General features: G+C 35.9%; 28 protein-coding genes. 18 read left to right on the top strand and 10 right to left on the bottom strand.

Annotated elements, in window-relative coordinates; all coding sequences use genetic code 11:
* Positions 1–50: 50 nt before the first annotated feature.
* From msbA to rho, 3 genes are all read right to left on the bottom strand, one after another.
* On the bottom strand, positions 51–1,856 hold the full coding sequence (gene msbA / locus MTZ49_RS05395) for a lipid A export permease/ATP-binding protein MsbA (RefSeq protein WP_264747336.1): 1,806 nt from the start codon (positions 1,854–1,856) through the stop codon (positions 51–53).
* A gap of 81 nt (positions 1,857–1,937) precedes the next feature.
* A complete protein-coding gene (gene ubiD / locus MTZ49_RS05390) occupies positions 1,938–3,404 on the bottom strand; it encodes a 4-hydroxy-3-polyprenylbenzoate decarboxylase (protein WP_264747335.1) in 1,467 nt (488 codons plus the stop codon).
* 70 nt (positions 3,405–3,474) lie between these two features.
* Positions 3,475–4,734, bottom strand: a complete 1,260-nt coding sequence (rho, locus tag MTZ49_RS05385) for a transcription termination factor Rho (protein WP_201091948.1) — start codon at positions 4,732–4,734, stop codon at positions 3,475–3,477.
* Positions 4,735–5,355: 621 nt separating this feature from the next.
* On the opposite strand from rho, the gene MTZ49_RS05380 reads away from it, so the two are divergent.
* Together MTZ49_RS05380 and grxD are read left to right on the top strand one after the other, a co-directional pair.
* Entirely contained in the window at positions 5,356–6,660 is a 1,305-nt protein-coding gene (locus tag MTZ49_RS05380; protein ID WP_264747334.1) for a DEAD/DEAH box helicase, read from the top strand.
* 99 nt (positions 6,661–6,759) lie between these two features.
* Positions 6,760–7,077 (top strand): Grx4 family monothiol glutaredoxin, encoded by a 318-nt coding sequence (grxD, locus tag MTZ49_RS05375; RefSeq protein ID WP_264747333.1) that lies wholly within the window; start codon positions 6,760–6,762, stop codon positions 7,075–7,077.
* Between the two features lie 36 nt (positions 7,078–7,113).
* On the opposite strand, the gene MTZ49_RS05370 is transcribed toward grxD, so the two are convergent.
* Positions 7,114–7,710, bottom strand: coding sequence for a LysE/ArgO family amino acid transporter (locus MTZ49_RS05370; protein ID WP_264747332.1), 597 nt, complete (start codon positions 7,708–7,710; stop codon positions 7,114–7,116).
* Between the two features lie 84 nt (positions 7,711–7,794).
* Between MTZ49_RS05370 and MTZ49_RS05365 the strand changes: the two genes are divergently transcribed.
* Genes MTZ49_RS05365 through MTZ49_RS05350 form a run of 4 tightly spaced genes read left to right on the top strand, consistent with a single transcriptional unit; the run spans position 7,795 to position 10,652 of the window.
* Entirely contained in the window at positions 7,795–8,190 is a 396-nt protein-coding gene (locus MTZ49_RS05365) for an RNA-binding S4 domain-containing protein (protein ID WP_264747331.1), read from the top strand.
* A gap of 1 nt (position 8,191) precedes the next feature.
* Positions 8,192–9,154, top strand: coding sequence for a bifunctional biotin--[acetyl-CoA-carboxylase] ligase/biotin operon repressor BirA (gene birA / locus MTZ49_RS05360; RefSeq protein ID WP_264747330.1), 963 nt, complete (start codon positions 8,192–8,194; stop codon positions 9,152–9,154).
* 8 nt (positions 9,155–9,162) lie between these two features.
* Entirely contained in the window at positions 9,163–9,912 is a 750-nt protein-coding gene (locus MTZ49_RS05355) for a type III pantothenate kinase (RefSeq protein ID WP_264747329.1), read from the top strand.
* Positions 9,909–10,652, top strand: coding sequence for a hypothetical protein (locus tag MTZ49_RS05350; RefSeq protein ID WP_264747328.1), 744 nt, complete (start codon positions 9,909–9,911; stop codon positions 10,650–10,652). Before MTZ49_RS05355 ends, MTZ49_RS05350 begins: the two co-directional genes overlap by 4 nt.
* On the opposite strand, the gene MTZ49_RS05345 is transcribed toward MTZ49_RS05350, so the two are convergent.
* The 6 genes from MTZ49_RS05345 to rsgA form a co-directional block, all read right to left on the bottom strand.
* Complete coding sequence (locus tag MTZ49_RS05345) at positions 10,649–11,143, bottom strand: LEA type 2 family protein (protein WP_264747327.1); 495 nt, start codon at positions 11,141–11,143, stop codon at positions 10,649–10,651. The two genes, MTZ49_RS05350 and MTZ49_RS05345, sit on opposite strands and share 4 nt — an antisense overlap.
* A gap of 389 nt (positions 11,144–11,532) precedes the next feature.
* Positions 11,533–12,210, bottom strand: coding sequence for a tRNA (adenosine(37)-N6)-threonylcarbamoyltransferase complex dimerization subunit type 1 TsaB (gene tsaB, locus MTZ49_RS05340; protein ID WP_264747326.1), 678 nt, complete (start codon positions 12,208–12,210; stop codon positions 11,533–11,535).
* A 51-nt stretch (positions 12,211–12,261) separates the two neighbouring features.
* Positions 12,262–12,909 (bottom strand): adenylate kinase, encoded by a 648-nt coding sequence (gene adk / locus MTZ49_RS05335; RefSeq protein ID WP_264747325.1) that lies wholly within the window; start codon positions 12,907–12,909, stop codon positions 12,262–12,264.
* Between the two features lie 214 nt (positions 12,910–13,123).
* Entirely contained in the window at positions 13,124–13,828 is a 705-nt protein-coding gene (locus MTZ49_RS05330; protein ID WP_264747324.1) for an OmpW/AlkL family protein, read from the bottom strand.
* Between the two features lie 216 nt (positions 13,829–14,044).
* Entirely contained in the window at positions 14,045–14,914 is an 870-nt protein-coding gene (locus tag MTZ49_RS05325) for a thioredoxin family protein (protein ID WP_264747323.1), read from the bottom strand.
* A gap of 49 nt (positions 14,915–14,963) precedes the next feature.
* Positions 14,964–15,980 carry a small ribosomal subunit biogenesis GTPase RsgA gene (gene rsgA / locus MTZ49_RS05320; protein WP_264747322.1) on the bottom strand — a complete coding sequence of 339 codons (1,017 nt, stop codon included), beginning with the start codon at positions 15,978–15,980 and terminating at the stop codon, positions 14,964–14,966.
* Between the two features lie 164 nt (positions 15,981–16,144).
* On the opposite strand from rsgA, the gene MTZ49_RS05315 reads away from it, so the two are divergent.
* From MTZ49_RS05315 to hflX, 12 genes are all read left to right on the top strand, one after another.
* Positions 16,145–16,825, top strand: coding sequence for a hypothetical protein (locus MTZ49_RS05315; protein WP_264747321.1), 681 nt, complete (start codon positions 16,145–16,147; stop codon positions 16,823–16,825).
* On the top strand, positions 16,825–17,673 hold the full coding sequence (locus tag MTZ49_RS05310) for a hypothetical protein (protein ID WP_264747320.1): 849 nt from the start codon (positions 16,825–16,827) through the stop codon (positions 17,671–17,673). The genes MTZ49_RS05315 and MTZ49_RS05310 overlap by 1 nt, the downstream gene beginning before the upstream one ends.
* Positions 17,670–17,942 carry a hypothetical protein gene (locus MTZ49_RS05305; RefSeq protein ID WP_264747319.1) on the top strand — a complete coding sequence of 91 codons (273 nt, stop codon included), beginning with the start codon at positions 17,670–17,672 and terminating at the stop codon, positions 17,940–17,942. Before MTZ49_RS05310 ends, MTZ49_RS05305 begins: the two co-directional genes overlap by 4 nt.
* Entirely contained in the window at positions 17,939–18,424 is a 486-nt protein-coding gene (locus MTZ49_RS05300; protein WP_264747318.1) for a hypothetical protein, read from the top strand. The genes MTZ49_RS05305 and MTZ49_RS05300 overlap by 4 nt, the downstream gene beginning before the upstream one ends.
* A gap of 154 nt (positions 18,425–18,578) precedes the next feature.
* Entirely contained in the window at positions 18,579–19,127 is a 549-nt protein-coding gene (gene orn / locus MTZ49_RS05295; RefSeq protein ID WP_264747317.1) for an oligoribonuclease, read from the top strand.
* 3 nt (positions 19,128–19,130) lie between these two features.
* Positions 19,131–19,973, top strand: coding sequence for an NAD(P)H-hydrate dehydratase (locus tag MTZ49_RS05290; RefSeq protein ID WP_264747316.1), 843 nt, complete (start codon positions 19,131–19,133; stop codon positions 19,971–19,973).
* Complete coding sequence (tsaE, locus tag MTZ49_RS05285; RefSeq protein ID WP_413774176.1) at positions 19,958–20,425, top strand: tRNA (adenosine(37)-N6)-threonylcarbamoyltransferase complex ATPase subunit type 1 TsaE; 468 nt, start codon at positions 19,958–19,960, stop codon at positions 20,423–20,425. Before MTZ49_RS05290 ends, tsaE begins: the two co-directional genes overlap by 16 nt.
* 144 nt (positions 20,426–20,569) lie before the next feature.
* Entirely contained in the window at positions 20,570–21,958 is a 1,389-nt protein-coding gene (locus MTZ49_RS05280; protein ID WP_264747314.1) for an N-acetylmuramoyl-L-alanine amidase, read from the top strand.
* Between the two features lie 10 nt (positions 21,959–21,968).
* Complete coding sequence (mutL, locus tag MTZ49_RS05275) at positions 21,969–23,828, top strand: DNA mismatch repair endonuclease MutL (RefSeq protein ID WP_264747313.1); 1,860 nt, start codon at positions 21,969–21,971, stop codon at positions 23,826–23,828.
* Positions 23,828–24,790: a tRNA (adenosine(37)-N6)-dimethylallyltransferase MiaA gene (gene miaA, locus MTZ49_RS05270; RefSeq protein WP_264747312.1), complete on the top strand. Its 963-nt coding sequence runs from the start codon at positions 23,828–23,830 to the stop codon at positions 24,788–24,790. The genes mutL and miaA overlap by 1 nt, the downstream gene beginning before the upstream one ends.
* Positions 24,791–24,840: 50 nt before the next feature.
* A complete protein-coding gene (gene hfq, locus MTZ49_RS05265; protein ID WP_264747311.1) occupies positions 24,841–25,098 on the top strand; it encodes an RNA chaperone Hfq in 258 nt (85 codons plus the stop codon).
* A 12-nt stretch (positions 25,099–25,110) separates the two neighbouring features.
* Positions 25,111–26,409: a ribosome rescue GTPase HflX gene (gene hflX, locus MTZ49_RS05260; protein WP_264747310.1), complete on the top strand. Its 1,299-nt coding sequence runs from the start codon at positions 25,111–25,113 to the stop codon at positions 26,407–26,409.

Genomic DNA, 26,409 nt, shown 5'->3' with positions numbered 1-26,409 from the left:
ATAAAAAGGGAAGCTTATAGCTTCCCTTTTTTGTATCTTATAAAGTAAGTTTACCCAGTAAAAACTTCTTTATTTTCATCTTCTTTAAAGCCCATAGCATGTAATTTTGCATAAACTCCATCTAAAGCAAGTAACTCACTATGAGTTCCTCTTTCTACAATTTCTCCATTTTCCATCACTAAAATTGTATCTGCTTTTTCAATAGTAGATAAACGATGAGCAATAACTAAAGTAGTGCGTCCATCCATTACTTTATCAAGTGCCTCTTGAATATGTCTCTCTGACTCAGTATCTAGCGCAGATGTAGCCTCATCTAATATTAATAATGGTGCATTCTTTAATAATGCTCTAGAAATTGATAACCGTTGTCGTTGACCACCAGAGAGTTTCACCCCATTTTCACCAATTAATGTCTCATATCCTTCAGGTAATTTTTCAATAAACTCATCAGCATAAGCGGCCTTAGTTGCTTCTTTAATTTTTTCTATAGGATTATTGGCTAAGGTACCATAAGCTATATTTCTAAACACCGTGGTATTAAATAATGAAACCTGCTGTGTCACTAATGAAATATGTCTCCGCAGATTCGCTAACTTATAATCATTGATATCAATATTATCTAATAGAATACTACCCTGTGAATGTTGATAAAAACGTGGAATCAAACTCGCCAACGTAGATTTACCACTACCAGAACGACCTACCAATGCAATCATTTGCCCTGGTTCAATGGTGAAATTAATGTTTTTTAGAACTTCTTTATCTGTACCAGGGTAAGTAAATGCTAAATTTTTAACCTCTAATCTTCCTAATACGTCTGTTTTCTCAATTGTTCCATTATCAACTTCAGGCTCTTCATCTAATACTTCAAAAATACTTTCAGCCCCTGCTAAGCCTTTTTGAATATTAGAACTTACTTCAGATAATTGTCTAATTGGTTTAGGTAACAGACCAGCAGCTGTAATATAAGCAACCAATTCACCTGCACTTGCATCACCACGTAGTAATAAAACTAAGAACAACAAGACAGCCATTGCCGAATAAATGACTAATTGCAATAGAGGTGTATAAATTGCACCTGTTTTAGTCATTTTTAACTGTTTTGCCATGCTGTCTTCTGTGACTTCTTTAAAACGGTTTGATTCGTATGCCTCACCACCAAAACTCCGAACTACACGATAGTTTTGCACAGTCTCAGAAGTTACATGAGTCAAATCGCCCATAGCCATTTGAATTTTTTTACTTTGCTTGCGAAACTTTTTACCTGCAATAGTAACCATCACTGCAATCACTGGAAGTATGGCAATCATTACTAAAGTTAACTTCCAATTCATGTATAGCAAGTAACAAAATAAAAAGACAACCGTTAAACCTTCCCTGAAGATTACTTTAATAGCGTCTGTAGCTGCTCCAGTTACCATATTTACATTAAATAAAATAAGCGAAACCATATGACCAGAATTGCGATCATCAAAGTAACGACTAGGTAACTGAAAAAACTTATTAAACATCTGCAATCTTAAATCTTGCACTAAGCCTAACGTAACTCTTGCAAGATAATAACTACCTAAAAAAGATCCTATCCCTTGCCAAATTGCAATTAATATTAGAAATACAGGTACAGCATAAACTAGATCTAAAGTCTTTAAATAAGGCACACCAGGAAATAATGTGGTTGACTTTCCATTTAAAGCATCCACAAAATATTGCAAAATATGGGCTAACAATGGTTGTGATGAAGCAAAAATCATATAACCTAAGATACTAATTGCAAAAAAACCAACATAGGGTTTTACATAGGTTAATAATCTAAAATAGAGTTTTAAACTTGAAACTTGTTTTTTAGTGTTACTCATTATCAATCATATTCTTTCAAAAAGTTGATTATAGCATGTAGTTAAACACTACATTTATTGACTAACAAAATTTCATTTTGCTTAGTCAATCCCCAAAGTAGACCAAATATCATCAATATGCTTAACAACAGATGGATCTTTATGAATTACTCTACCCCATTCACGATCAGTTTCTCCTGGCCATTTATGAGTTGCATCTAGCCCCATTTTACTACCTAAACCTGAAACAGGTGATGCAAAATCTAAGTAATCAATCGGTGTATTATCAATCAATAGTGTATCTCGTTTGGGATCCATACGAGTAGTAATCGCCCAAATCACATCATTCCAATCACGTGCATTAATATCATCATCTGTCACAATCACAAACTTAGTGTACATGAATTGACGCAGAAAACTCCAAACCCCCATCATAACTCGCTTAGCATGACCTGGATATTGTTTCTTCATGGTTACTATTGCCATACGATAAGAACATCCCTCAGGTGGCAGATAGAAATCAACTATTTCTGGAAACTGCTTTTGCAGTATTGGCACAAATACATCATTAAGAGCCAACCCTAAAATTGCAGGCTCATCGGGTGGGCGACCAGTATAAGTACTGTGATAAATAGGGTTTTCACGATGGGTTATGCGTTCAACAGTGAATACTGGAAATTTATCTACTTCATTATAATAGCCAGTATGATCACCAAATGGTCCTTCACTCGCCATTTCATTGGGATAAATAGCCCCTTCTAGCACAAACTCTGCACTGGCAGGAACCTGCAGATCATTACCAATACATTTAACTAGTTCTGTTTTCTGACCACGTAATAAGCCAGCAAAAGCATATTCTGATAACGCATCAGGTACAGGTGTTACTGCGCCTATGATAGTAGCTGGATCACAACCTAACACCACAGAAACAGGAAACGGCTCTGTAGGATATTTTTGTCGCCATTCTTGATAATCAAGGGCACCACCACGATGACTTAGCCATCGCATAATGACTTTATTACGACCAATTACTTGTTGGCGATATATCCCTAAATTTTGTCGTTCTTTTGATAACCCTTTGGTAACAACAATACCCCAAGTGATTAATGGTCCTGCATCTTCTGGCCAGCATTTTTGAACAGGTAACTGGCTAAGATCAACATCATCACCTTCTTTAACAACCGCATGACAAGGTGCATCTTTACGGATTTTTGGTGACATATTAAGTACTTTTTTAAAGATAGGTAATTTTTGCCAAGCATCTTTTAAGCCTTTAGGAGGCTCTGGCTCTTTTAAAAAAGCTAGTAATTTACCAATTTCTTTAAGCTGATTGAGATCATCTGTACCCATCCCTAGAGCAACCCGCTTAGGTGTTCCAAACAAATTTGCTAATACAGGAATATCATAGCCTGTTGGATTTTCAAATAATAAGGCAGGCCCTTGTTTGCGTAATGTACGATCACAAACTTCAGTCATTTCTAAATGGGGGGAAACAGGTGCTAATACTCTTTTTAACTCACCTTGTTTCTCTAATAATTGAATAAAGTCTCTTAAGTCAGCATACTGCATAAGTAAAACACCTTTGCCTATCTATATACTTAAAAGCCGCATTACTGCGGCTTTTTAATAGAGCTATTATTTATTTTCTTTTCATTGCTTGGAAAAACTCATCATTGGTTTTAGTATCTTTCAACTTATCCAATAAGAATTCAATAGCCGCAATTTCTTCCATTGGATGAAGAATTTTACGTAAAATCCACATTCTTTGTAACTCATCTTCTGTCGTTAATAACTCTTCACGACGAGTACCAGAACGATTAAAGTTAATGGCAGGGAATACTCGCTTCTCAGCAATCTTGCGATCTAATTGTAATTCAAGGTTACCTGTACCTTTAAACTCCTCATAGATAACTTCATCCATTTTAGAGCCAGTTTCTACAAGGGCCGTTGCTAAAATTGTTAAACTACCACCTTCTTCAATATTACGTGCTGCACCAAAGAAGCGTTTAGGTTTTTCTAAAGCATGAGCATCAACACCGCCTGTTAAAACCTTACCAGAACTAGGAATAACTGTATTATAAGCACGTGCTAAACGAGTGATAGAATCCAATAAAATGACTACATCACGTTTATGCTCAACTAAGCGTTTTGCTTTTTCAATAACCATTTCAGCTACTTGTACGTGACGTATAGGTGGTTCATCAAAGGTTGAAGCGACTACTTCACCACGAACCGTACGCTGCATTTCCGTTACTTCTTCTGGCCGTTCATCAATTAATAATACAATTAAATGACATTCAGGATTATTACGAGTGATATTGCTAGCAATGTTCTGTAGCATTAATGTCTTACCTGCCTTAGGAGGTGCGACGATCAAACCACGTTGACCTTTACCAATAGGTGCACAAAGATCTATAACACGACCTGTTAAATCTTCGGTAGCACCATTACCAATTTCCATTACCATACGTTGATCAGGAAAAAGTGGTGTTAAGTTTTCAAATAGGATTTTATTCTTGGCATTCTCAGGCTGATCAAAATTAATGGTATCAACCTTTAATAAAGCAAAGTAACGCTCACCTTCTTTAGGTGGACGAATCTTGCCAAAGATTGTATCACCTGTACGTAAGTTAAAACGGCGAATTTGACTTGGTGAAACATAAATATCATCTGGCCCTGCTAAATAAGAAGAGTCTGATGAGCGTAGAAAACCAAATCCATCTGGTAATATTTCTAAAATACCATCACCTGATATTTCCTCACCACTTTTAGCATGGCGCTTCAGCAATGAAAAAATAATATCCTGTTTACGTGAACGAGCCATATTTTCTAGGCCCATTTGTTCCGCAATTTCTAATAGTTCACCAATAGGTTTTTGTTTAAGTTCTGTAAGATTCATAAGGATGAAAAAAGGAGGTTGTTTTGAGATAGACACTTTCCTAAAAAAAGAAAGCTGTTATTTGCGTATAAGAATTGTATACATTCATTATAACTTAAGGAACTAAGCTATCTTTTAAGTATAGGATGATATTTTTACTCTGTCTACATAAATTTGATCCTACTTTAAATATAAATTTATTATGGTTTGATTTATAACACTCTATTAGAACTTACTAGGCGTAGATTATTGTTTTTATTTTGTTCTACGCCCGCAATCATTATCACTCTGTTATTAATAGGATATTCGTTTCGTTTGTTATACATACAAATATCTCTTTTATTTATGACTCTCTTTTATTCTTATTATTTGTCTCTGTTTATTATTTTTATTTTTCAAAGTTATCTTTATGTTATTTTTATTTACTTTTATATAAGCATAACTCATGCCAGAAAGACTATTACCAGTAATTACATCACCTTATAGTTTTCATTCTTCTAATATACAGTTTTTAATTTATAAAATGTTACTTTTCTACCCGACAAAGTGTTACCTTCCATTAATAAAGTTTATTTTTATATCAGATAAAAATATTCAGCTATATAATAAGTGTTAATTATTTACCTCAATATAAGTCTTAAAATGTTTAATAAATTTAATTTAAATAGTCGATTAGAAAAAGCTTTAACAACTTTGGCTTTATCTACTCCTACTGCTGTACAAGAAAAAGCTATTCCATTAGCGATGGAAGGTAAAGATCTCTTTATTACCTCTGCAACAGGTACAGGTAAAACCCTTGCCTATGTATTGCCTTTATTACACCGTTTATTAGAAACAAGTAAACCTGGCTCTGGTTTACAAGCACTTATTATTCTGCCAACAAGAGAATTGGCTACACAAATTCATAAAACTATACAGCAAGTGGCTAGTTTTACTTTTTTTCAGTCTTTACTAGTAACAGGTGGTGAAGGACTGAAAGAGCAAGCCGCAAAATTGCGTAAAAACCCTGAAATTGTTATTGGCACACCTGGTAGATTAGTCGAGCACTGGAAAAAACAACAATTTGAATTAAATAATCTAAAAATCTTAGTATTAGATGAAACAGACAGAATTCTAGATATGGGATTTGGAGATGATGTAAATACATTAATTGAAAATTGCCCTGCTAGTAAGCAAACACTATTACTCTCCGCTACTAAAGGCAATAATGCTCTACAAGCTTTGATAGAGTCCTTACTACAGTCCCCCATAAATATTCATTTAGAAGCATCAACTAAAGCCAACGCCAATATTGCCCAACAAATAATCTTTGCTGATAATGTAGCCCATAAAGAACGCTTAATTGAATGGTTACTAGCCCATGAGAGATATCAAAAAGTAATTATCTTTACTAACACACGTAATCAAGCGGATTTATTAAGCAAAACGTTTACTGCTACTCAAATAAAACATGCGGTGTTACATAGTGAAAAAACAGCAGAAGAACGTAAACAAACCATCAGTAGACTTCATCAAAAACATATCACTATCTTAATTGCTACTGATGTTGCCGCCCGTGGCTTAGATATTGAAGGTATTGATTTAGTCATTAATTTTGATTTACCCAGAACAACTGATGAGTATATTCATCGCATTGGTAGAACGGGTCGCATGGATAATAAAGGTGTTGCTATATCACTTATTGATGCCGCTAACTGGAAAACATTAACTAAAATAGAACATCATCTAAAGCACACATTAGAAAAGCGTACTATTGATAGTTTAACAAGTAAATTCCAAGGTTTTACAGATGATAAAACAACATTTGATAAATCATCTAACAAACCCATAAAAAACAAAGTTAAAACTAAACCTACTAAAGAAACAAAACCTCCTTCAAAATCAAAAGGGCAAGCATCTACACTGGTCAGCACGGATGGTTTTGCACCTTTAAAGCGAAAAAAATGATTACTAATTAGTTACAAATGACGCTATAAAATACCCTAGTAAAAAGGTAAACTATACAAAATTTTTAGAATACAGTAATAGCTGAATTGAGGAAAAATCGTGGATACTATTGAAACCATTAAAGAACAAATTGCTAGCAATCCTGTACTACTTTATATGAAAGGCTCTCCTAACGCACCACAATGTGGCTTTTCTGCAAGGGCAGCACAAGTGCTAATCGATTGCGGTGAAAAATTTGCTTATGTAGACATACTACAACACCCAGAAATTAGAGCTGAACTACCTAAATATGCTAATTGGCCAACTTTTCCACAATTATGGGTTGGTGGTGAACTTGTTGGTGGCTCAGATATTTTATTAGAAATGCATGAGAAAGGTGAGTTAAAACCATTAATTCAAGCAGCAGTTAATAAATAATATAATTAAGGGGTGATAACTATTTATCACCCTTATTTATATTACTAATTTTATTGCTATTAACCACATTATTATACCTATTAAGAAGTCTAAAACTCTCCATGAAGTTGGCTTACTAAACCAAGGCTTAAGCAACCTTGCCCCATAGCCTAGAGCAAAAAAGAAACAGAAAGAAGCACAAATTGCTCCTAGTGCAAAATAGCCGTGCTGGTTTGGATACTGATTAGCAATAGAACCTAGTAGTAACACTGTATCTAGATATACATGTGGATTTAGCCAAGTTAATGCCAAACAAACTAACAAAGTAGTTCTTAAAGATTGTTTATGGGCTTCTTTGATTTGTAATGCATCATTATGTGTAAAAGCTTTCCAAAAACTTATTGCCCCATAACAAAACAAAAACACGCAACCTATATAGCGCATTATCCATTCAATACTGGGGATTACCTTGATGACTAATGATAATCCAAATACGCCTACTAAAATTAAAATAGCATCAGATAAAGCACACAGTAAGCATATCCATAAAACATGTTGCTTATATAAGCCTTGTCTTAACACAAAAGCATTTTGCGCTCCAATAGCAACTATTAATGACAAACCTAAACTAAACCCTGCTATAGCAGCATACATTTAATAACACCTAATACCATGACTTCTCAATTTAAAGTGACTATAATGCTGTAAACATTTGATTAAAACAATAGGATTACTATTTTGACAGAACAAGTCAATGGACAATGTCGTCTAGATAAATGGTTATGGGCTGCTCGCTTTTTCAAAACTAGAAACATTGCTAAAGAGGCTATTGCTGGCGGTAAAGTTCATTGCCAAGGAGAGCGTTGCAAACCTTCCAAAAATATCCGTGTTGGTGATGAATTAACAATCCATATTGGCTATGATAATCGAATTGTTGTTGTTAAAGATTTATCTGAAATTCGTAAAGGTGCTCCTGAAGCTCAACAACTTTACCAAGAAACTGCCGAAAGTATCAACAAAAGAGAACAAGCCGCTATTGAGCGCAAGTTAGGTATGCAAGGTATTCAAACAGAAGGACGTCCTACTAAGAAACAACGTCGTCAAATCCACCAATTCCGTCAATCCTCACATTAATATGACATCACTTATCACACTGCTTGCTGATGGCAAATTTCACTCAGGTGAAGAACTGGGTAACACATTAAATATAAGCCGTGCCGCCATTTGGAAACGACTAAAGAAATTAGAAAATGATACTAACCTTGCCATTCATAGTGTTAGGGGCAAAGGTTATAAATTAGATTCTCCCCTCTCTTTACTGGATAGTGAATTACTTGATCAACAAATTACTCAATGGCCAATCACTGTACTTCCCAATATTAGTTCTACTAATACTGAATGTTTCCGTTTACTAAACACTGGTATGCCCGCCCCCTTAGCCGTCACTGCAGAACAACAAACAGCTGGTAAAGGTCGCAGAGGTAGACAATGGGTTAGTCCTTATGGTCAAAACCTCTATTACAGTTTATTAATTGGTTTAAAAAATGGTTCTCATCAATTAGAAGGATTAAGCCTCACGATAGGTTTAGCAGTATTAAAAACTATTAAAAAAATGGGACTAATACAGGCAGGATTAAAATGGCCTAATGATTTACTATTCGATAATAAAAAGCTTTGTGGCATTCTTCTTGAACTTACAGGAGACCCCGCAGATATTTGCCATGTGGTAATTGGTATTGGCATTAACGTGAATATGCCACAAGCCATTACTGAAATTAATCAACCATGGACTTCTCTTCGCCAAGAACTAGGTACACTTATTGATCGTAATAAGTTACTCGTTGAACTAAACTACTCTCTGTCTTATTATTTAAAAATCCATTATCAACATGGTTTTAAGGCGCTGAAAGAAGAGTGGCAGGAAAATAATCTTTGGCAACATCAAATAGTTAACTTACTACAAGGAAATCAACAAATTACTGGAAAAATGTTAGGTGTTGATGATACTGGGGCGTTAAAATTACTGATTAATAATGAAATTCAATATTTTAATGCTGGTGAAGTTAGTTTAAGATTAGCGACCTCAACTCATGACTAAAGTTAATTATGATTCTTGAACTCGATTGTGGAAATAGTTTGATTAAATGGCGTATTTTAAATAGCCATGATGAAGTCATCGTGCGTGGAGCAAACCAACAACTACAACATTTGTTAACAGATATTGATAATAGCCAACAAAACTTTCGTTTTTGTCGCCTAGTAAGTGTGCGCTCTGAACAAGAAACTTCACAGCTTATTAACCATTTAGAAACCCAATATTCCGTATCTGTTAAACAAGCACTTTCTTGTAAAGAATCATGTGGCGTAAAAAATGGTTATCATGACTATACTAGGTTAGGTACTGATCGTTGGGCTGCCATTGTTGCTGCTTACCATCAAAGTCAACAAGCTACCCTTACATTAGGTTTTGGTACAGCTATCACCTGTGACTTTATAGATAAACATGGTCAGCATTTAGGTGGATTTATTGCCCCTGGACTCATGTTAATGCGTCAACAATTACTGACTAACACAAACCGTATCCATTACCATGAAGACTTAACAAAAGACTTACTTGCTCCTGTTGGAAGACCTGGTGAGTCTACAGAAGATGCAGTTAATGGTGGCTGCCACCTAATGTTACAGGGTTTTATTAGTCAACAATTAACACTAGCTAATCAATATTTTGGCCAACATTTTAATATTTATGTGGCTGGCGGCGATGCTATGTATTTTGATATACCAAAAGCACATCATATGCCTGATCTTGTTTTTTATGGTTTATCATTACTTTGTCCTATAATGGATAATTCATGATGCGCTGGGTATTTATATTTTTAGTTTTCTTAAATATATTTTTTTATATCTGGCAATATCAGCAAGTATCACCACTATCCTTAAATGACCAAAATTTAACAAACTATAGTGAAACAGATATACCAACCATTAAATTGTTAAAAGAACAACCTATTGTAAATCATACATCTACAATTAATGAAAATAATAATCAAGAAACATCACAAGCAGACTCCCCAATTAAAGAAGAGCCCGCTAACACTGATAATACTGAAACCACATCTGAACCATTAACCTGTTTATATTTAGGTGGTTTTATCAACCAAGAGCAACTTGAAGTAATTAATCCTTTTTTGGAAAAAGTAGCTAGCAACATTAATCCAACACCTATTAAGCTGACCAAAACAGCCAAATTTCATCTATATGTAATAGCTAACAATGGGACAGAACAACAAGCCCTTTTAGAGAAACTTAGCAATGCCTCTATTAATACACTAGTAATTTCTCGCGGCCCATTAAAAGATAATATTAGTTTAGGGCTGTTTACGGATGAAACTGCTTATAATGAGATACAGGATAACCTTAAAGCGTTAGAAATTCCTATAAAAATTGAGGATCTACCCGAGTCAGCAAGTAGTTATTGGTTGAAAATAACAAACGATAAGCGATTATTGTTTACTCACACTATTTTAACTGAATTAACCCAACAAATACCCACCATGCAACAAGAACTGATGCTCTGTCACTTTGCAGAAAATTAAAAATTAAGTGCTGGTGCTAATTTTTGTAATCGTTGTATTTTTTTCATGGGAAGTTGATCAGGAGTAAGGGTTCCTGAATGCCTTACAGGGGAAATGCGCTGGTTAAATAAACTTCCTGTCACTAGATTACCAGTTAGATAATAATTAATTTCTCTGGTATCTTTAATTGAGTTAACAATAGGCTTTAATTCACCCCAAATATTAGTAGAAACTAAAATATCAAATTGCTGTGTTGAAAACGCAGGAATATCTTGCCAAATAGGTTCTTCTCCTGTACTAATTTCAATACCATTTAATAGCACCTTATAATCTAAAGTACGTACATATAATTTTTTACTTTGAGAGTTTTTTATATTTATATTTAACTTAAAACGTTGCTCAAATGGATTAGCTTTTACAAACTCTAGACTCTCTAACTTTACTTCAACAGGATGACTGTTCATCATCACACATCCTGATAATGGTGCTGACACTAGCAATGTTATTATCATTTTCTTTACTAGACACATACTATTTCCAAGAAAACTGCCTTTTATTACCTATTAAGTTATAGCAAACAAGCATAAATGGTTATTAATACTCAAACAAGTCTCTATTAAACTAATATTTAAATATATTTTGATTTATTACTATAACTTATCTGTAATTAAAACCTATACTACAATAGTTAAATAGCTATTGTAGTTAATGTAGTAATACGTTTTAAAACAGCGATTGTAATTGCCTTTACATAAGGAACATGAGGCTCTTATCCATTTTTCCAAGCAACAATGCCAAACAGCTTACTGATCAGCTACTCAAAACCAGAATTTAATTACTGTGAAAAACTACCGTGAACAATGGTTAACATCCTTTGTTTATAAAAGTTTAATTAGTAGACCTAAATTACATTCTTTTTAGGTGTAGCTACATTATCTCTTAAATAAACAGGCTCAACTTTTTCAGCAGGAATCATTTCATTTCGTTGCCATGCTAATTCTGCTAATGCTAATAAATCCTTAGCATCTGGAAATAAACCATCATTTATCACTTCATACTGTACAGGAATTTGTTTTGCATATTTCCAACCAGTACCAACACCAAACCAATTTTTATTTATTTCTGGCAATTGTGCCTGTTCTGGTGCTAGCACTTGCTCCATACCTATTAAGCACATTTCTTTTTGTTGTAATTGGTAGCATCCCCAATAAATTTCATTCATACGAGCATCAATAGCCACAGCTACCTGTTCTACTTTATATTCACGCCATGCACGTTGAGCCAAAACAGCCAAATCAGATATTGCTATAACTGGTTTATCCAAAGCAAATGCTAACCCTTGAATAACTCCTGTAGCTATACGAACACCTGTAAAGGCACCTGGACCACGTCCAAAAGCCAAACCATCAATAGTAGACAAGGAACATCCAGCTTCTGCCACAACTTTTTTAATCATAGGCAAAATCTGCTGTGCATGTAATCTAGGGATTACCTCATAACATGTATATAATTCACCTTGATGCAATATAGCAACTGAGCAGGCTTCAGTCGCTGTATCTATGGCTAGTAGAGTTGTCATAAACGCTTTACTTAGAGTGAGATGATAGTGTTACCTATCATCTTATTGATATTAACTTAATGCTTGTAACACTTGCTGAGTAATTTCATCAACACTACCAACACCCATAATACGCGTATATTTTGGGTTACCATTTTTTTGAGCAAGATTCTGATAGAAACTAACTAATGGCTCTGTAGAATGATGATATTCTGTCAAACGTTTACGCACTGTTTCTTCAATATCATCTTTACGTTGAACTAGTGATTCACCCGTCACATCGTCTTTACCTTCAACTTTAGGTGGATTATGTTTAATATGATAAACCCTACCTGATGACTCATGTACACGACGACCAGAAATACGCTCTATTACTTCTTCATCATTAACCGCAATTTCAACCACATAGTCAATATCAATGCCTGCATCACATAATGCTTCAGCTTGAGGTATAGTTCTTGGAAAACCATCAAATAAAAAACCGTTCTTAGCATCTGGCTCTGCAATACGCTCTTTAACCAAGTTAATAATAAGCTCATCAGAAACTAGCTTACCTTGCTCCATAATTTCTTTTGCTTGTAAACCTAAAGGAGTACCAGCGCGTACTGCAGCGCGTAACATATCACCTGTAGAAATTTGTGGGATATTAAACTTCTCAGTAATAAAACGTGCTTGAGTACCTTTACCAGCACCAGGCGCACCTAGCAGAATGATTCGCATAATTTGCTCCATTAAAACCCAAAAAGAAACAATACAAGGACAGGCTATTCTTTGCAAGCTTCTACAAATAGTATAAATAGCTTGTATTGACGTTTGTTATATTCATTAAGAGATACAACAATACATAAAATAACTAAATTAAGTCAACTATTGAATAAGAAAATGACAATAAAAAAGGCACCTAAAAGGTGCCTTTTTATTAAATCTTAGCAGATTATAGGCTAAACTTATAACCAATACCAACCATGTAAACCCATGGGTTAACATCTAAATCAACTTTAACACGTGTTTGAAGTGCTTGAGAATATACTGTTGCACGTGTATCAATATTAATATAACGAACTTGAGCATTTAGCATTAAATTATCAGTGATCATATAATCAGCACCGATTTGCGCAGCCCAACCCCATGTATCTTTAACACGGAAGTTTTGGAATTGTGCACCACCATTTTTAGCAGAATTACTTAATTTCTCACTGTAGAACCAAGTATAGTTAAGACCTACACCCATATATGGTTGGAATGCTTGAGAAGGATCAGCGGGATAATAAACTAAGCTTAAAGTTGGTGGTAAATGAGAAACTTTACCTAATTTTCCATTTGCTGGCTCTACAGATGTCCCTTTTACACGAACATTATGAGTAAAAGGTGTAGCACCTAATAACTCAACGCCAATATGATCAGTAATCATATAAGCAAAGTTTAGACCTAACTGGGTATCACTATCTAAGGTAGCCTTGCCACCTAAGTTAGCACCTGCTGCAGCTCCACGATCACCTTTGATACTGCTAGAACTTTCGTGTGGATCAACAGTTACAGCGCCTGCACGTATAATAATATCACCAGCTTTGTGAGCTTGAACCATAGGAGTTGCTAAAGCAATAGCAAGTACGGATGTAGCAAGAATGGACTTTTTCATAGGTACTCCAGTTTCTATAATTAAGTTAAGTATTGAATTATTTCCTGACAAACCCTCATTATCAGGGATGAATTTCTAGTTGCCGCAATGCTATTATAGTTTTACAGACAATGCATTTATTACAAAATGTTTGTTCATCTTTTAGACAGCTTAACTAATAAAAGCCCCTTTTCTGTTGATCGTAAGCAAGAAATATACAAATTTTAAAATTAATCATTAATACAATGCCTGATACAGTTTTTTGCGATAATTTATTACTAATAGATTATCATTTCCTAATAGGTCAAATAGTTGAATAAGTGTTTTTCTAGGCAAATCTTCTTGATACGTTCTATTACGTTTAAATAATGTCAATAATCCTTCCATAGCCTGCTCATATTGCTGTTGTGCCAACTGAGCAATAGCTAGTTGATAACATAACTCATCACTACTAGGCTGTTCTTGTACTGTTGCTTGTAACTCTTCAACACTGGGCAAATCAACAGCTTGTTTTAGAAAGGCTAGTTGTGCTTTAGCAGCGACTAATTCTTGTTTATAGTCATCATCAATTACAGCATTTAAAATTGTTTCTGCTTCAGTTAACTCACCACGCTCCGCTAAACAGCGAGCATAAAGGATCAAAGCAAGCATATTGTTATTATTCTGTGCTAATAACTCTTTTAATAAAGCTTCTGCTTGTATTTTATCTCCTTGATCATAGAGTGTTTTAGCTTGCTCCAATAAGTCACCCTCTGGGGTTGCTGGTGCTTCGACATATTTTTCAAGCATTTTACGAATATTAGCCTCAGTAGTACTTCCAGAGAATCCATCAATAGCTTGTCCCTCTTTAAAAAGCACAACGGTGGGTAAACTACGCACACCAAACTGAGCTACTATTTGTTGTTGCTGATCACAATCAACTTTAGCTAATATTAACTGCCCACCATAAGAAGCCACTATCTGTTCAAGTAATGGGGTTAGTGTTTTACAATGCTCACACCAAGTAGCCCAAAAATCAATAAGCACTGGTTTATTAAAAGAACCCTCAATAACTATTTGATTAAAATTATCTAAAGTAATATCTATAACGGTTATTTGCTCATTCATACTTTATATCTCTTAAAACTCTATTTAATTCTATTTTGATTACATGTTATCAACTATCAAGTGTTAAACTTTCTAAAATATGCCGATAACTATTCATCCGTTTAGGATTGATCTTTCCTTCATCAATCGCTTTTAATAATGCACACCCTGGCTCTTGTTGATGTTTACAATTACGAAACTTACAGCGCCCTAAAAAAGGTTTAAACTCTATAAAGCCCTGCTCAACAATATCTTTATTAATATGAGTTAAAGCAAAATCTCTAATACCAGGGGAGTCAATTAAATTGCCCCCCATAGGCAAATGAAATAGTTTTGCTGTTGTTGTTGTATGCGCTCCCTTATTGGTTAATTCTGATAGCGCTCCTATTCGCAACCCAGCCTCTGGCAGTAATGTATTAATAAGCGACGATTTACCAACACCTGACTGGCCTACAAAAACACTCATATGATTATTTAAAGCAGTTTGTAACTGTTGCACAGTTTCTGGAATGCTTTTAGATACTTGCAAAATTTGATAATTTAAATTTTGATAAATATTAAGTAGTTCTTCTAATTCTTCTCGATTTTGCTCATTTACTAAATCCAATTTATTGAATAATAATAAAGGCTTAATCCCTGCATATTCAGCAGCAATTAAATAGCGATCTAATAAGTTAGCATAGGGTGTGGGCAAAGGAGCAAAAACAATAACTAATAGATCAACATTAGCTGCAATAGCTTTTAAGCGCCCTGAACTATCTGTTCGAGAAAGCTCAGAAACTCTTGGCTGCACAGCTGTAATAATACCATTTTGTTGATTACCTGCTCGCCATACCACTTTATCACCTGTTACTAGAGCAGGTAAATTGGCTCTTAAATAACAACGATAACGTTCTCCCTGACTACTCTCTACTTCAGCTTGTATACCAAAATGTGCTGTAACTAACCCTAGCTGCTCTTCACCAAAATCACCACCTGCTAATTCTTCTTGTAACTTTGACTCGCGTTGATTAGCGCGACTATTACGCTCTTCTTGAATTTTATCAATGCGCCAGCGTTGGCGGCGATTCAGTTGGCGCTTAGCCATAATTATTAAATCTCATTTGCAATACTCCATTACCTAAAAAAACTAATTCTATAATAAATTTCTTAAACTCATAAATTAATTATAGGTTTGCAATCAGTTAGGAAACCAAACAATACATAGCTGCAATATTGCTTTCAATTTTTTACTACATAACTGAGGGCATTATGACAGTAACAACACCCACTAACTATATAGAATATCAAGCTGATGGTATTGCTACTAACTTTTCCATACCTTTTTTATTACTTAATGATAATGATCTGGCCGTCTATTTAGATAAAAATTTAATAAATGCTGGCTATAAATTAAAAGGTATTGGTAATCCCGTTAGTGAAATTATTTTTACAATTGCACCAAAAGGTAAACTACTTTTACAGCGTAAAATTGCACTATTACGTGATACTGATTACCAAGAAAATGGTGATTTATTAGCCAATACCCTTAATAAGGATTTCGATAGGTTATACCTAGCCTTACAAGGCGTTAGCCAAGACAACACTAAAACACTTAGAGTAGAAGATGCCAGTGGTATTCCAGCATTATCTTATGCAGAGAATAGAGCTAATAAGCTATTAGGATTTGATAGTCAAGGACAACCCTTACTTATTAGTAGCAGCTCTGGCAGTGCTTTAGAGTTAGCCAAAGACTTAGCAGACCCTAATAGCCCATTAAAAGGTGCAGGAATGTTAGGCTATAACGAAAATCTTAATTACTCTAATAGAACTGTAGGCTCTGCTTTAAAAACCATTTCACAAGCAATCCCTAAGATCACTATTTCAGTAGATGAGCCAAATAGCTCTATGGGTTCTGATGGAGAGATTTGGTTACAGTTAGAGGATGAGTAATGAGTATTTTAGTTAAAAAAAATAACCAATGGCTTCCTATTAAAAATATTTATAGTTATCAAAATAATCAATGGAAAAACATTAAGCAATGTTATGCAAAACAATCAGGTATTTGGCAAAGCGTTTGGCAAAATGCCATTATTTTTATTAATGATAATCCTCAAACCAGTGTTAATATTTTTGAATTAATGGGTAGTCCTACTAAAACAGGAAATTATATTTTTATTAATAATGCTGAAATAACTGCTAATTATGGCGAGCCTGCATTAAAAACAGGTATTTTTCCTAAAAAATCTAAACTAACTATTATTAATAACTCTTATATTAGAGGTTATGGTGGCGACGCTGGTAATAGTCAAACAGACGGGGAGCCTGGCGGAGACGCAATCTTCCTAGAGTATCCATGTGAGATTAATAATAGGAATGGTTATTTATATGCAGGTGGCGGTGGCGGTGGTGGTTTTTATGCTGCCTACAGTAATAATATTTATAAATCTGGAGGAGGTGGTGGTGCCGGATCAATACATGGTAATCATGGGGAAAATCATAGTAGACCTGGTGGAACATCCTACTACGGTAATAACCCCTCGCCAGGGAATGAAAGTACTGGAGGCATAGGTGGTTATGCAGGGTATAGTGCTAGCGGTGGTGCAAATACAAGATATGATGCAGGTGCAGGTGGAGATTTAGGAGAAGCTGGTATGACTAGCAAACTTACTAGTGGAACATCAAAGCAAATAGAGAAACTTTATGCAGGCGGTGCTGCTGGTCTAGCCATCAATAAAAATAATTTTGAAGTTACTGTATTAAATATTAATGAAGAAAATATTAAAGGTGAAATTCGATGAGTAATTCAACTAATTTTGTTGTTGTTAAGGTTGATCCTGTCAATAAAACAATGGTAATTGACTGGGGATATATCCGTTTAAACCACAGAATACCCAATCAAATATTAGAAAACTCTAACCTCTCTCAAAATAAAATTATTGAGTTAATAGAAAAAATGCGACCTAAACAACCTGAGCCAATTGAAATACCAAAAGGTTTACAATTTTTAATTGATAAAACTGATCAAGAATTAAGCCAACAAACTATTCAAGATGAGATTTTATTATGAAAGACCAGCAAATAACTATTAGGGGATGTATTCTTTGCATTGGAGACGGCGTAAAAAATGATACATTTACTAACCCTAATAAAAATATTGGCGAAATTAACCATTATATTTTTCCTCTATTAGGCAGTGGTAGTGTTTCAAATGGTCAACAAACTCTTTTATTAGAAGAGGGAAAATTAACTGATTTAACAGCGTTCGTAGGTAATAAAATTCACTATCAAGTTAAGCAAAAGTCTGAATGGGTTGCTTTTAATTCTCTTTTAGAAAGAACAATGAACATTAATATAATCACAGAAACACCTTCTAACTTATATCAGAATGACTTAGAAGAAACTATTTTTGTGGTGTTAAAAGGTGAGGCGACTATTAACGAAAAAAGTTTACTTCCTTTTAAATCAGGTCGTTTATTTAGAAATAATAAGGCAAATATTATATTAAGCGAAAATAGTATATTGGCGGCTATTACATTTAAAAAAGAATAAATAAATTTTATAAATATCTCCCTACTTTCAAACTAAAAATATATTCTTATAGATATTTTTTGCAAAAAAACGCTAGTCATTGCAGAATATCAACTAGATTAGTGTTTTTATTTAAAGCTCTTTTTGTTTGAGCTATCAGTAAGGGGATTTTTATATGCAAGACCCAAACAATCTTATTTGGATTGATCTTGAAATGACAGGGCTAAACCCTGATAAAGATGTGATCATTGAAATAGCCTCTTTAATTACTGATAGCCAGCTTAATGTATTAGCAGAGGGTCCTGTTATTGCCATTCATCAGCCAAATGAGTTACTAGATGCCATGGATGAGTGGAATACTACTCAACATGGTCGTTCGGGTTTAACTCAACGAGTTAAGGATAGTCAAATAACCACTGCTGAAGCTGAAGCTCTCACATTAGAGTTTTTTAAACAATGGGTTCCTGCTAATTGCTCCCCTATTTGTGGTAATAGCATTTGCCAAGATCGTCGCTTCCTCTATCGACTTATGCCAAAAGTGGAATCTTACTTTCATTATCGAAACTTAGATGTTTCCACACTGAAAGAACTTGCTAAACGCTGGGCACCAGAAATTATGAATGGCTTTAAAAAGAAGAATACTCACTTAGCTATGGATGATATTAAAGACTCTTTAGCAGAGCTAAAATATTATCGCCAACACTTTATTCAATTGCCTGAATAAGCTATGACTACACTTAAACCTATCATACTTGATAAAGCTACAGTACCTAAACTACCTCCTCGTCCTTTAGATGCCCACAAAGGACAATTTGGTCATCTTTTAATCATAGGTGGAGATCATGGTACAGGTGGCGCCCCACTGTTATCAGCAGAGATGGCATTACGTGCTGGGGCAGGTATGGTTTCTATGGCTACACGCCCAGAACATATTTCTGCTGTTCTGGCACGCAGACCTGAAATAATGTGTTTAGGCATTCATTCTGCCAATCAACTGTATCCATTAACAACTAAAGCTACCGGACTAGTAGTGGGCATGGGCTTAGGACAAAGTGCATGGAGTCATAGCTTACTATCATTAGCCGCTACGATTAATAAACCACAAGTTTGGGATGCAGATGCATTAAATCTATTAGCACAAAGAAAAGTCAACTTACCTAAAGATAGTATTATTACCCCCCATTTAGGGGAGGCGGCTAGATTATTAGGCTGTGATATCAAAACTATTCAACAAGATAAACTGCAAGCTGCTGTTGAAATTAGACAACATTATCAATGTACTGTTGTTTTAAAAGGCAGAGGAACCATTATTGCCGGCTTAGATAATAGTCTTACTCTGTGTAAACATGGACACCCTGCAATGGCTGGCGCAGGCCTAGGTGATATTTTAGCTGGTTTAATTGGCGCTTTACTTGCTCAGCAACTATCAGCAACAGAAGCAACACAACTTGCTGTATGGTTACATGCCAGAGCTGGGGAGCAATTAGGAAAACAAGGCAGGGGTTTATTAGCAAGTGATTTATTTCCCATTATACGCCAATTATTAGAAGAACATTGCCCATGCCTATAATTTTTACAGTTGATGAATCTACCATGTTACAGATAGCTGCCCAACTGGCAAAACTCAGTCAAGGGGTAGGTGTGTTTTATCTAAAAGGCGATCTAGGAGCAGGTAAAACTACTTTCTCAAGAAGTTTTTTACAAGCTTTAGGTCATCAAGGTACTGTCAAAAGTCCAACGTTTACTCTTGTAGAACCCTATCAATTGGCCACAGGCATGGCTTACCACTTTGATCTCTATCGTCTTGCAGACCCTGAAGAACTAGAGTTTATGGGTATTAGAGACTACTTTACAGATAACTCTTTATGTTTAATCGAATGGCCTGAACAAGGACAAGGTGTGCTTCCTCCTCCTGACCTACAAATAGCTATTGAGCATTTACCTAAGCAACGAAAACTTACACTGACTCCTTATAGTGAAAGAGCTAGGCTTTGGTGCAATACTTTAAATACGCTAAGTTAAGTTATATTCTGTAAACAAATCTACCCATACTCCATTATTTAATAATGTGGTACTTTGTGCGATACTGTACTAATTTTAGTGATAAATAAGCAACCAAATGGATCTATATAAATAACCATTGCTTTAAAAATATAGAGACTCTTAATGGCAATAAAAAGGCTGTTTGCAAATACAATAGGTGTTTTACTACTACTTATTACTTTTAATGCATTTGCGGAAACGACAATCAAGGGAGTTCGCCTATGGCGCGCCCCAGATAATACACGTATTGTATTTGACTTATCAGGACCTGTTAAACATAACATGTTCACACTGAGTGGCCCTGAGCGAATAATTATTGATATTAGTAATATAGCTTTGACAACCTCTTTGGATGATTTAAATCTTAAAGATACCCCTATCACTAGTATCCGCAGCTCTGCCCAAGGCAGTAAAGATATTAGGCTTGTTTTCGATCTTTCAACTAAAGTAACCCCTAAAGTCTTTACATTACCCCCTAACGAACCTTATGGAAACCGTTTAGTGGTTGATTTATTTGATAATGTATCAACAACTTCTACACCCACTCCTCCCCCAAAGACTGAACCTGCCACGACTACCACAACCACTGTTACTACAACTGCCCCCTCTCCGACTGTCACAAGAAGTCGCGATATTATTATTGCTATCGACCCCGGTCATGGTGGAGAAGATCCTGGCGCAATAGGTTCTGGTGGTAGAAAAGAAAAAGACTTAGTGCTACAAATTGCCAAAGAGTTACAAAGAGAACTTAATCAACAAAATGGCTTTAAAGCTGAACTCACTCGTAAAACAGATTACTTTATCCCTTTAAGACAGCGCCCACAAATTGCAAGAAAAATGGGAGCTGATTTATTTATCTCAATTCATGCCGATGCCGCACCTAAAGCTGCTGCTTATGGTGCATCTGTATTTGCCATTTCTGACCGTGGTGCCACTTCGGAAACAGCTCGCTGGTTAGCAGATACTGAAAACCGATCAGACTTGATTGGTGGCGCAGGTTCCGTAAGCTTAGATGGCAAAGACCAAGTACTTGCAGGTGTGTTATTAGACCTATCTATGACAGCTGTCATGTCATCTAGCCTAGATGTAGGTCAGAAAGTGCTAAACAGCATGGGGAAAACAACTGCTCTGCATAAGAAAAGAGTAGAACAAGCAGGCTTTGTGGTACTAAAATCTCCAGATATTCCCTCTATTTTAGTGGAAACAGGCTTTATCTCAAACCCAAACGAGGCAAGAAAGTTAGCGACTAAAAGCCACCAACAAGCACTGGCCAGATCTATTCGCACAGGCGTTGTCGCTTATTTCCAAAAGAATCCTCCACCAGGCACTTACTTAGATCAATTACGTCATGGCGGACAAATTACCTCATCTACTCATAAAGTAGCCAAAGGAGATACATTAGGGGCTATTGCCATAAGATATGGTGTAAAAATAGCTGACCTTAAAAAAGCTAACAACCTTACTAATGACAGTATACGGATTGGCCAAACATTAAAAATCCCTGCAAAATAATGGAATTGCTATGTCACAAATTCATTTACTTAGCCCTTTACTCGCTAACCAGATAGCAGCAGGAGAAGTAGTAGAAAGGCCTGCCTCTGTAGTTAAAGAGTTATTAGAAAATAGTTTAGATGCAGGTGCTAAACGTATAGATATAGATATCGAGCAAGGTGGTACTAAACTATTACGTATTCGTGATGATGGTTGCGGCATCATTTATGATGACCTTACACTTGCCTTAGCTCGCCATGCTACTAGTAAAATCAATGACCTAGAAGACTTAGAGCATGTGTGTAGTTTAGGTTTTCGTGGTGAAGCATTAGCCTCCATTAGCTCCGTTTCTAGGCTTACTTTAACTTCACGTACTGCTGAGGCTCAACAAGCTTGGCAAGTTGCTACTGAAGGGAAACAAATGGAGAGCAAAATACAGCCAGCGGCTCACCCCAAAGGAACTACTTTAGAAGTTAGAGATTTATTCTTTAATACACCTGCGCGCCGTAAATTCTTAAAAACTGAAAAAACAGAATTTGATCATATTCAAGAAGTAGTTAGACGTTTATCGCTAGCTCATTTTGAAGTCGCTTTTCATCTTACCCATAATGGTAAAACCATATTTTCACTACATCCTGCGCTTGATGATGTAGCAAGGGCAAGAAGAGTCTCACTTGTTTGTGGTAGTGAGTTTTTAAATCAATCCACAACTATTGCTATAGAAAGAGAAGGTTTACACCTTTATGGTTGGGTAGGTTTACCTACTTTTTCTCGTAGCCAAGCAGACTTACAATATTTCTATGTGAATGGTCGGATGGTTCGTGATAAATTAGTAGCCCATGCTGTACGGCAAGCTTACCGTGATGTTCTTTATAATGGCCGCCACCCTACTTTTGTGTTATTTCTGCAACTTGATCCCGCTTTAGTCGATGTTAATGTACACCCGACTAAACATGAAGTTCGTTTTAGAGATGGCCGACTGGTTCATGATTTCCTTTATAGTTCATTACATAGAGCATTAGCAGAAGTTCGACCAGAGAATCAACTAGCGAGTGCTCCTGCCACTCCTCAGCCAATAGTTACTGGTAGAGAAGCAGGCGAATTTGCGGGACAAACTGAAATGGGTTTAGCCAGTACTATTCAATCTACTTTTGCCACAATAACTAATCGTAATTTTTCAGCAAACTACACGCCTCCTTATAATAGAAGTAATTTACCTCCACTTAATGAAGTTAAAGGTAAATATGAAGCTTATTATGCTCCTTTAGCAGATGAAGTAGCCATCACACCCATAGATGCACCAGATACTCCGCCATTAGGTTATGCCTTAGCCCAATTAAAAGGTATCTATATCCTAGCCGAAAATGAGCAAGGTTTAGTTTTAGTAGATATGCATGCAGCCCATGAACGTATCACTTATGAACGACTTAAGATCGCCATGGAAACAGAAGGTTTAAGAGGACAGCCTTTACTTGTTCCAGAAACTATTGCTGTGAGTCAACGTGAAGCAGACTGTGCCGAAACACATGGTCAGTGGTTTAGTCAATTAGGTTTTGAATTGCAAAGACTGGGCCCAGAAACCTTAGCCATTAGACAAACACCTGTGTTACTAAAACAAGCACAAGCCAATCAACTCGTGCGAGATGTATTAGCTGATTTACTAGAATATGGTACATCTGATCGAATTCAAGCCCATATCAATGAATTACTAGCCACTATGGCTTGCCATGGTTCAGTTAGAGCTAATCGTCGCTTAACAATTCCAGAAATGAATGCACTATTAAGGGATATGGAACAAACAGAGCGGAGTGGACAATGTAACCATGGTCGTCCCACTTGGACACAATTAGCATTGGAAGATTTAGATAAACTATTTTTAAGGGGTAAATAATGACGAATAAGTTACCCCCAGCTATTTTTTTAATGGGCCCTACTGCATCAGGTAAAACGGATTTAGCACTACAACTGGCTGACAAATTACCCTGTGACATCATCAGTGTAGACTCTGCCCTTGTGTATAAAGGAATGGATATAGGTACTGCTAAGCCATCTAAACAAATACTTAGCCAATATCCCCACCAACTTGTTGATATCTTAGATCCTACTGAAGCCTATTCAGCCGCTGATTTCAGTAAAGATGCTTTACAGGCAATGGAACAATCAACTAAGCAAGGGCGAATTCCCTTATTAGTAGGTGGCACTATGCTCTATTACAAAGCATTATTAGAAGGACTTGCCACATTACCTTCGGCTGAACCTGAACTTCGAACAAGTTTGGAAAATCGAATAAAATTGGAAGGAAGCAATGTATTACATGAAGAGTTACAAAAAATTGATCCCTTATCAGCAACTCGAATTCACCCTAATGATCCTCAACGTATCATCCGAGCATTAGAGGTATTTTTGATAACAGGTAAAACCCTTTCTGAACATTATCAACAACAAAATGAAACAAAAAATCAGTATAACCATGCTCTACCCTATACTATAGTGCAATTTGCGATAGCCCCCGAACAGCGTTATATTCTCCATCAACGTATTGAGTTACGTTTTAAGGAGATGTTAAAGCAAGGGTTTATTGATGAAGTGGCTAATTTAAGAAATAGATCAGATTTGCATGCAGACCTACCCTCTATGCGTGCTGTAGGTTATAGGCAAGTATGGGACTATTTGTCAGGTAAATTGGACTTTGAAAATATGCAAGAACGTGGCATTATAGCCACACGTCAACTTGCAAAAAGACAGTTTACTTGGTTGCGAGGTTGGCAGAATGTAAATTGGTTAGATAGTTTAGCTACAGAAAATTTACCAAGGCTATTGAACTATCTACATGCGACATCTATCTTATCTTAGTGTTAGTTGTTAATTATAATTTAAAAATATTATTTTAAGGAGTTATCCCCATGTCAAAAGGGCATTCACTACAAGACCCTTACTTAAACGTTCTACGTAAGGAACGAGTACCTGTATCTATTTACTTAGTGAACGGTATTAAACTACAAGGCCAAATTGAATCATTTGATCAATTTGTTATTTTACTTAAAAACACTGTTAGCCAGATGGTTTATAAACACGCTATTTCTACTGTTGTGCCTAGTCGTCCAGTACGTATGCCTACAGGTGAAGAGATGGATATTACAGAAGAACCAACTAGCTTTTAATGGAAGTTTATATTGCTGTTTGAACGTCCAGAAGGCGGTGAAAAGGCTATTCTTATCCATTTGCATACTCAAGAAATGGATGAAAGAGAAGACCCTCAAGAGTTTCAAGAGCTTGCACATTCAGCGGGTGCTGAGTGTGTAGCTTTTATTGAGATTAACCGTTACCAACCCTCCGCTAAGTTTTTAATAGGTTCTGGTAAAGTTGAAGAGCTGCACGCTCAAGTTAAAGCTTTACAAGTTGAACTTGTTATTGTTAATCATACCCTTACCCCCAGTCAGGAACGTAATTTAGAACGTGCGTTAGAATGTCGTGTTATAGATCGTACGGGCCTTATTCTTGATATTTTTGCACAACGTGCAAGAACCCATGAAGGTAAACTACAGGTTGAGCTAGCACAGCTTGATCACATGAGCACTCGCTTAGTTAGAGGCTGGACCCATCTTGAGCGACAAAAAGGGGGGATTGGTTTACGTGGACCTGGTGAAACCCAGTTAGAAACAGATAGACGCTTATTAAGAATTCGTGTTAAACAACTAAAGCAGAAGCTAGAGAAAGTTCGCAACCAACGAGAACAAGCTCGTCGCGGTAGACAACGTGCTGAAGTTCCTTTGATATCATTAGTAGGTTATACCAATGCGGGTAAATCTACATTATTTAATGCATTAACCAACTCTTTAGTATTAGCAGCAGATCAATTATTCGCAACACTTGACCCCACATTGCGTCGCTTAGAGCTACCAGATAAAGGACGTGTTGTTTTTGCGGATACGGTAGGATTTATTCGCCATTTACCGCATAAATTAGTAGAAGCATTCCGAGCAACTTTAGAAGAATCATCAAATGCTGATTTACTCATACATGTTATTGACGCTCATGAACCTGAACGCATGTTACAAATTGAGCAAGTACTAAAAGTATTGCAAGAAATAGGCGCAGATAAAATACCTTTATTAGAGGTCTATAATAAAATAGATTTAATGGAGGATGTTGAACCACAAATTCAACGAGATGATAATGGCAAACCGCAAAGAGTATGGCTTTCAGCTCAAAATAATCAGGGACTTGATTTACTTATACAGGCCATTGATGAATTACTAAGTGATGATATTTATACGGGGACCTTACGTTTATCACCATCACTCAGTAAATTAAGAGCACGCTTTTTCGAAACCAACTCAGTTCAGCAAGAGCAGACAGATGAACATGGTAACTCTTTACTCACTGTTCGTATTGCTCAAATAGATTTAAATCGTCTACTAACCAAAGAACACATTGATAGAGACTTATTTTTAAAAGAACATACTGTTTGA

The organism is Entomomonas sp. E2T0, assembly GCF_025985425.1.
GTDB lineage: Bacteria > Pseudomonadota > Gammaproteobacteria > Pseudomonadales > Pseudomonadaceae > Entomomonas.
This window is presented reverse-complemented; position numbering and strand designations above follow the sequence as displayed.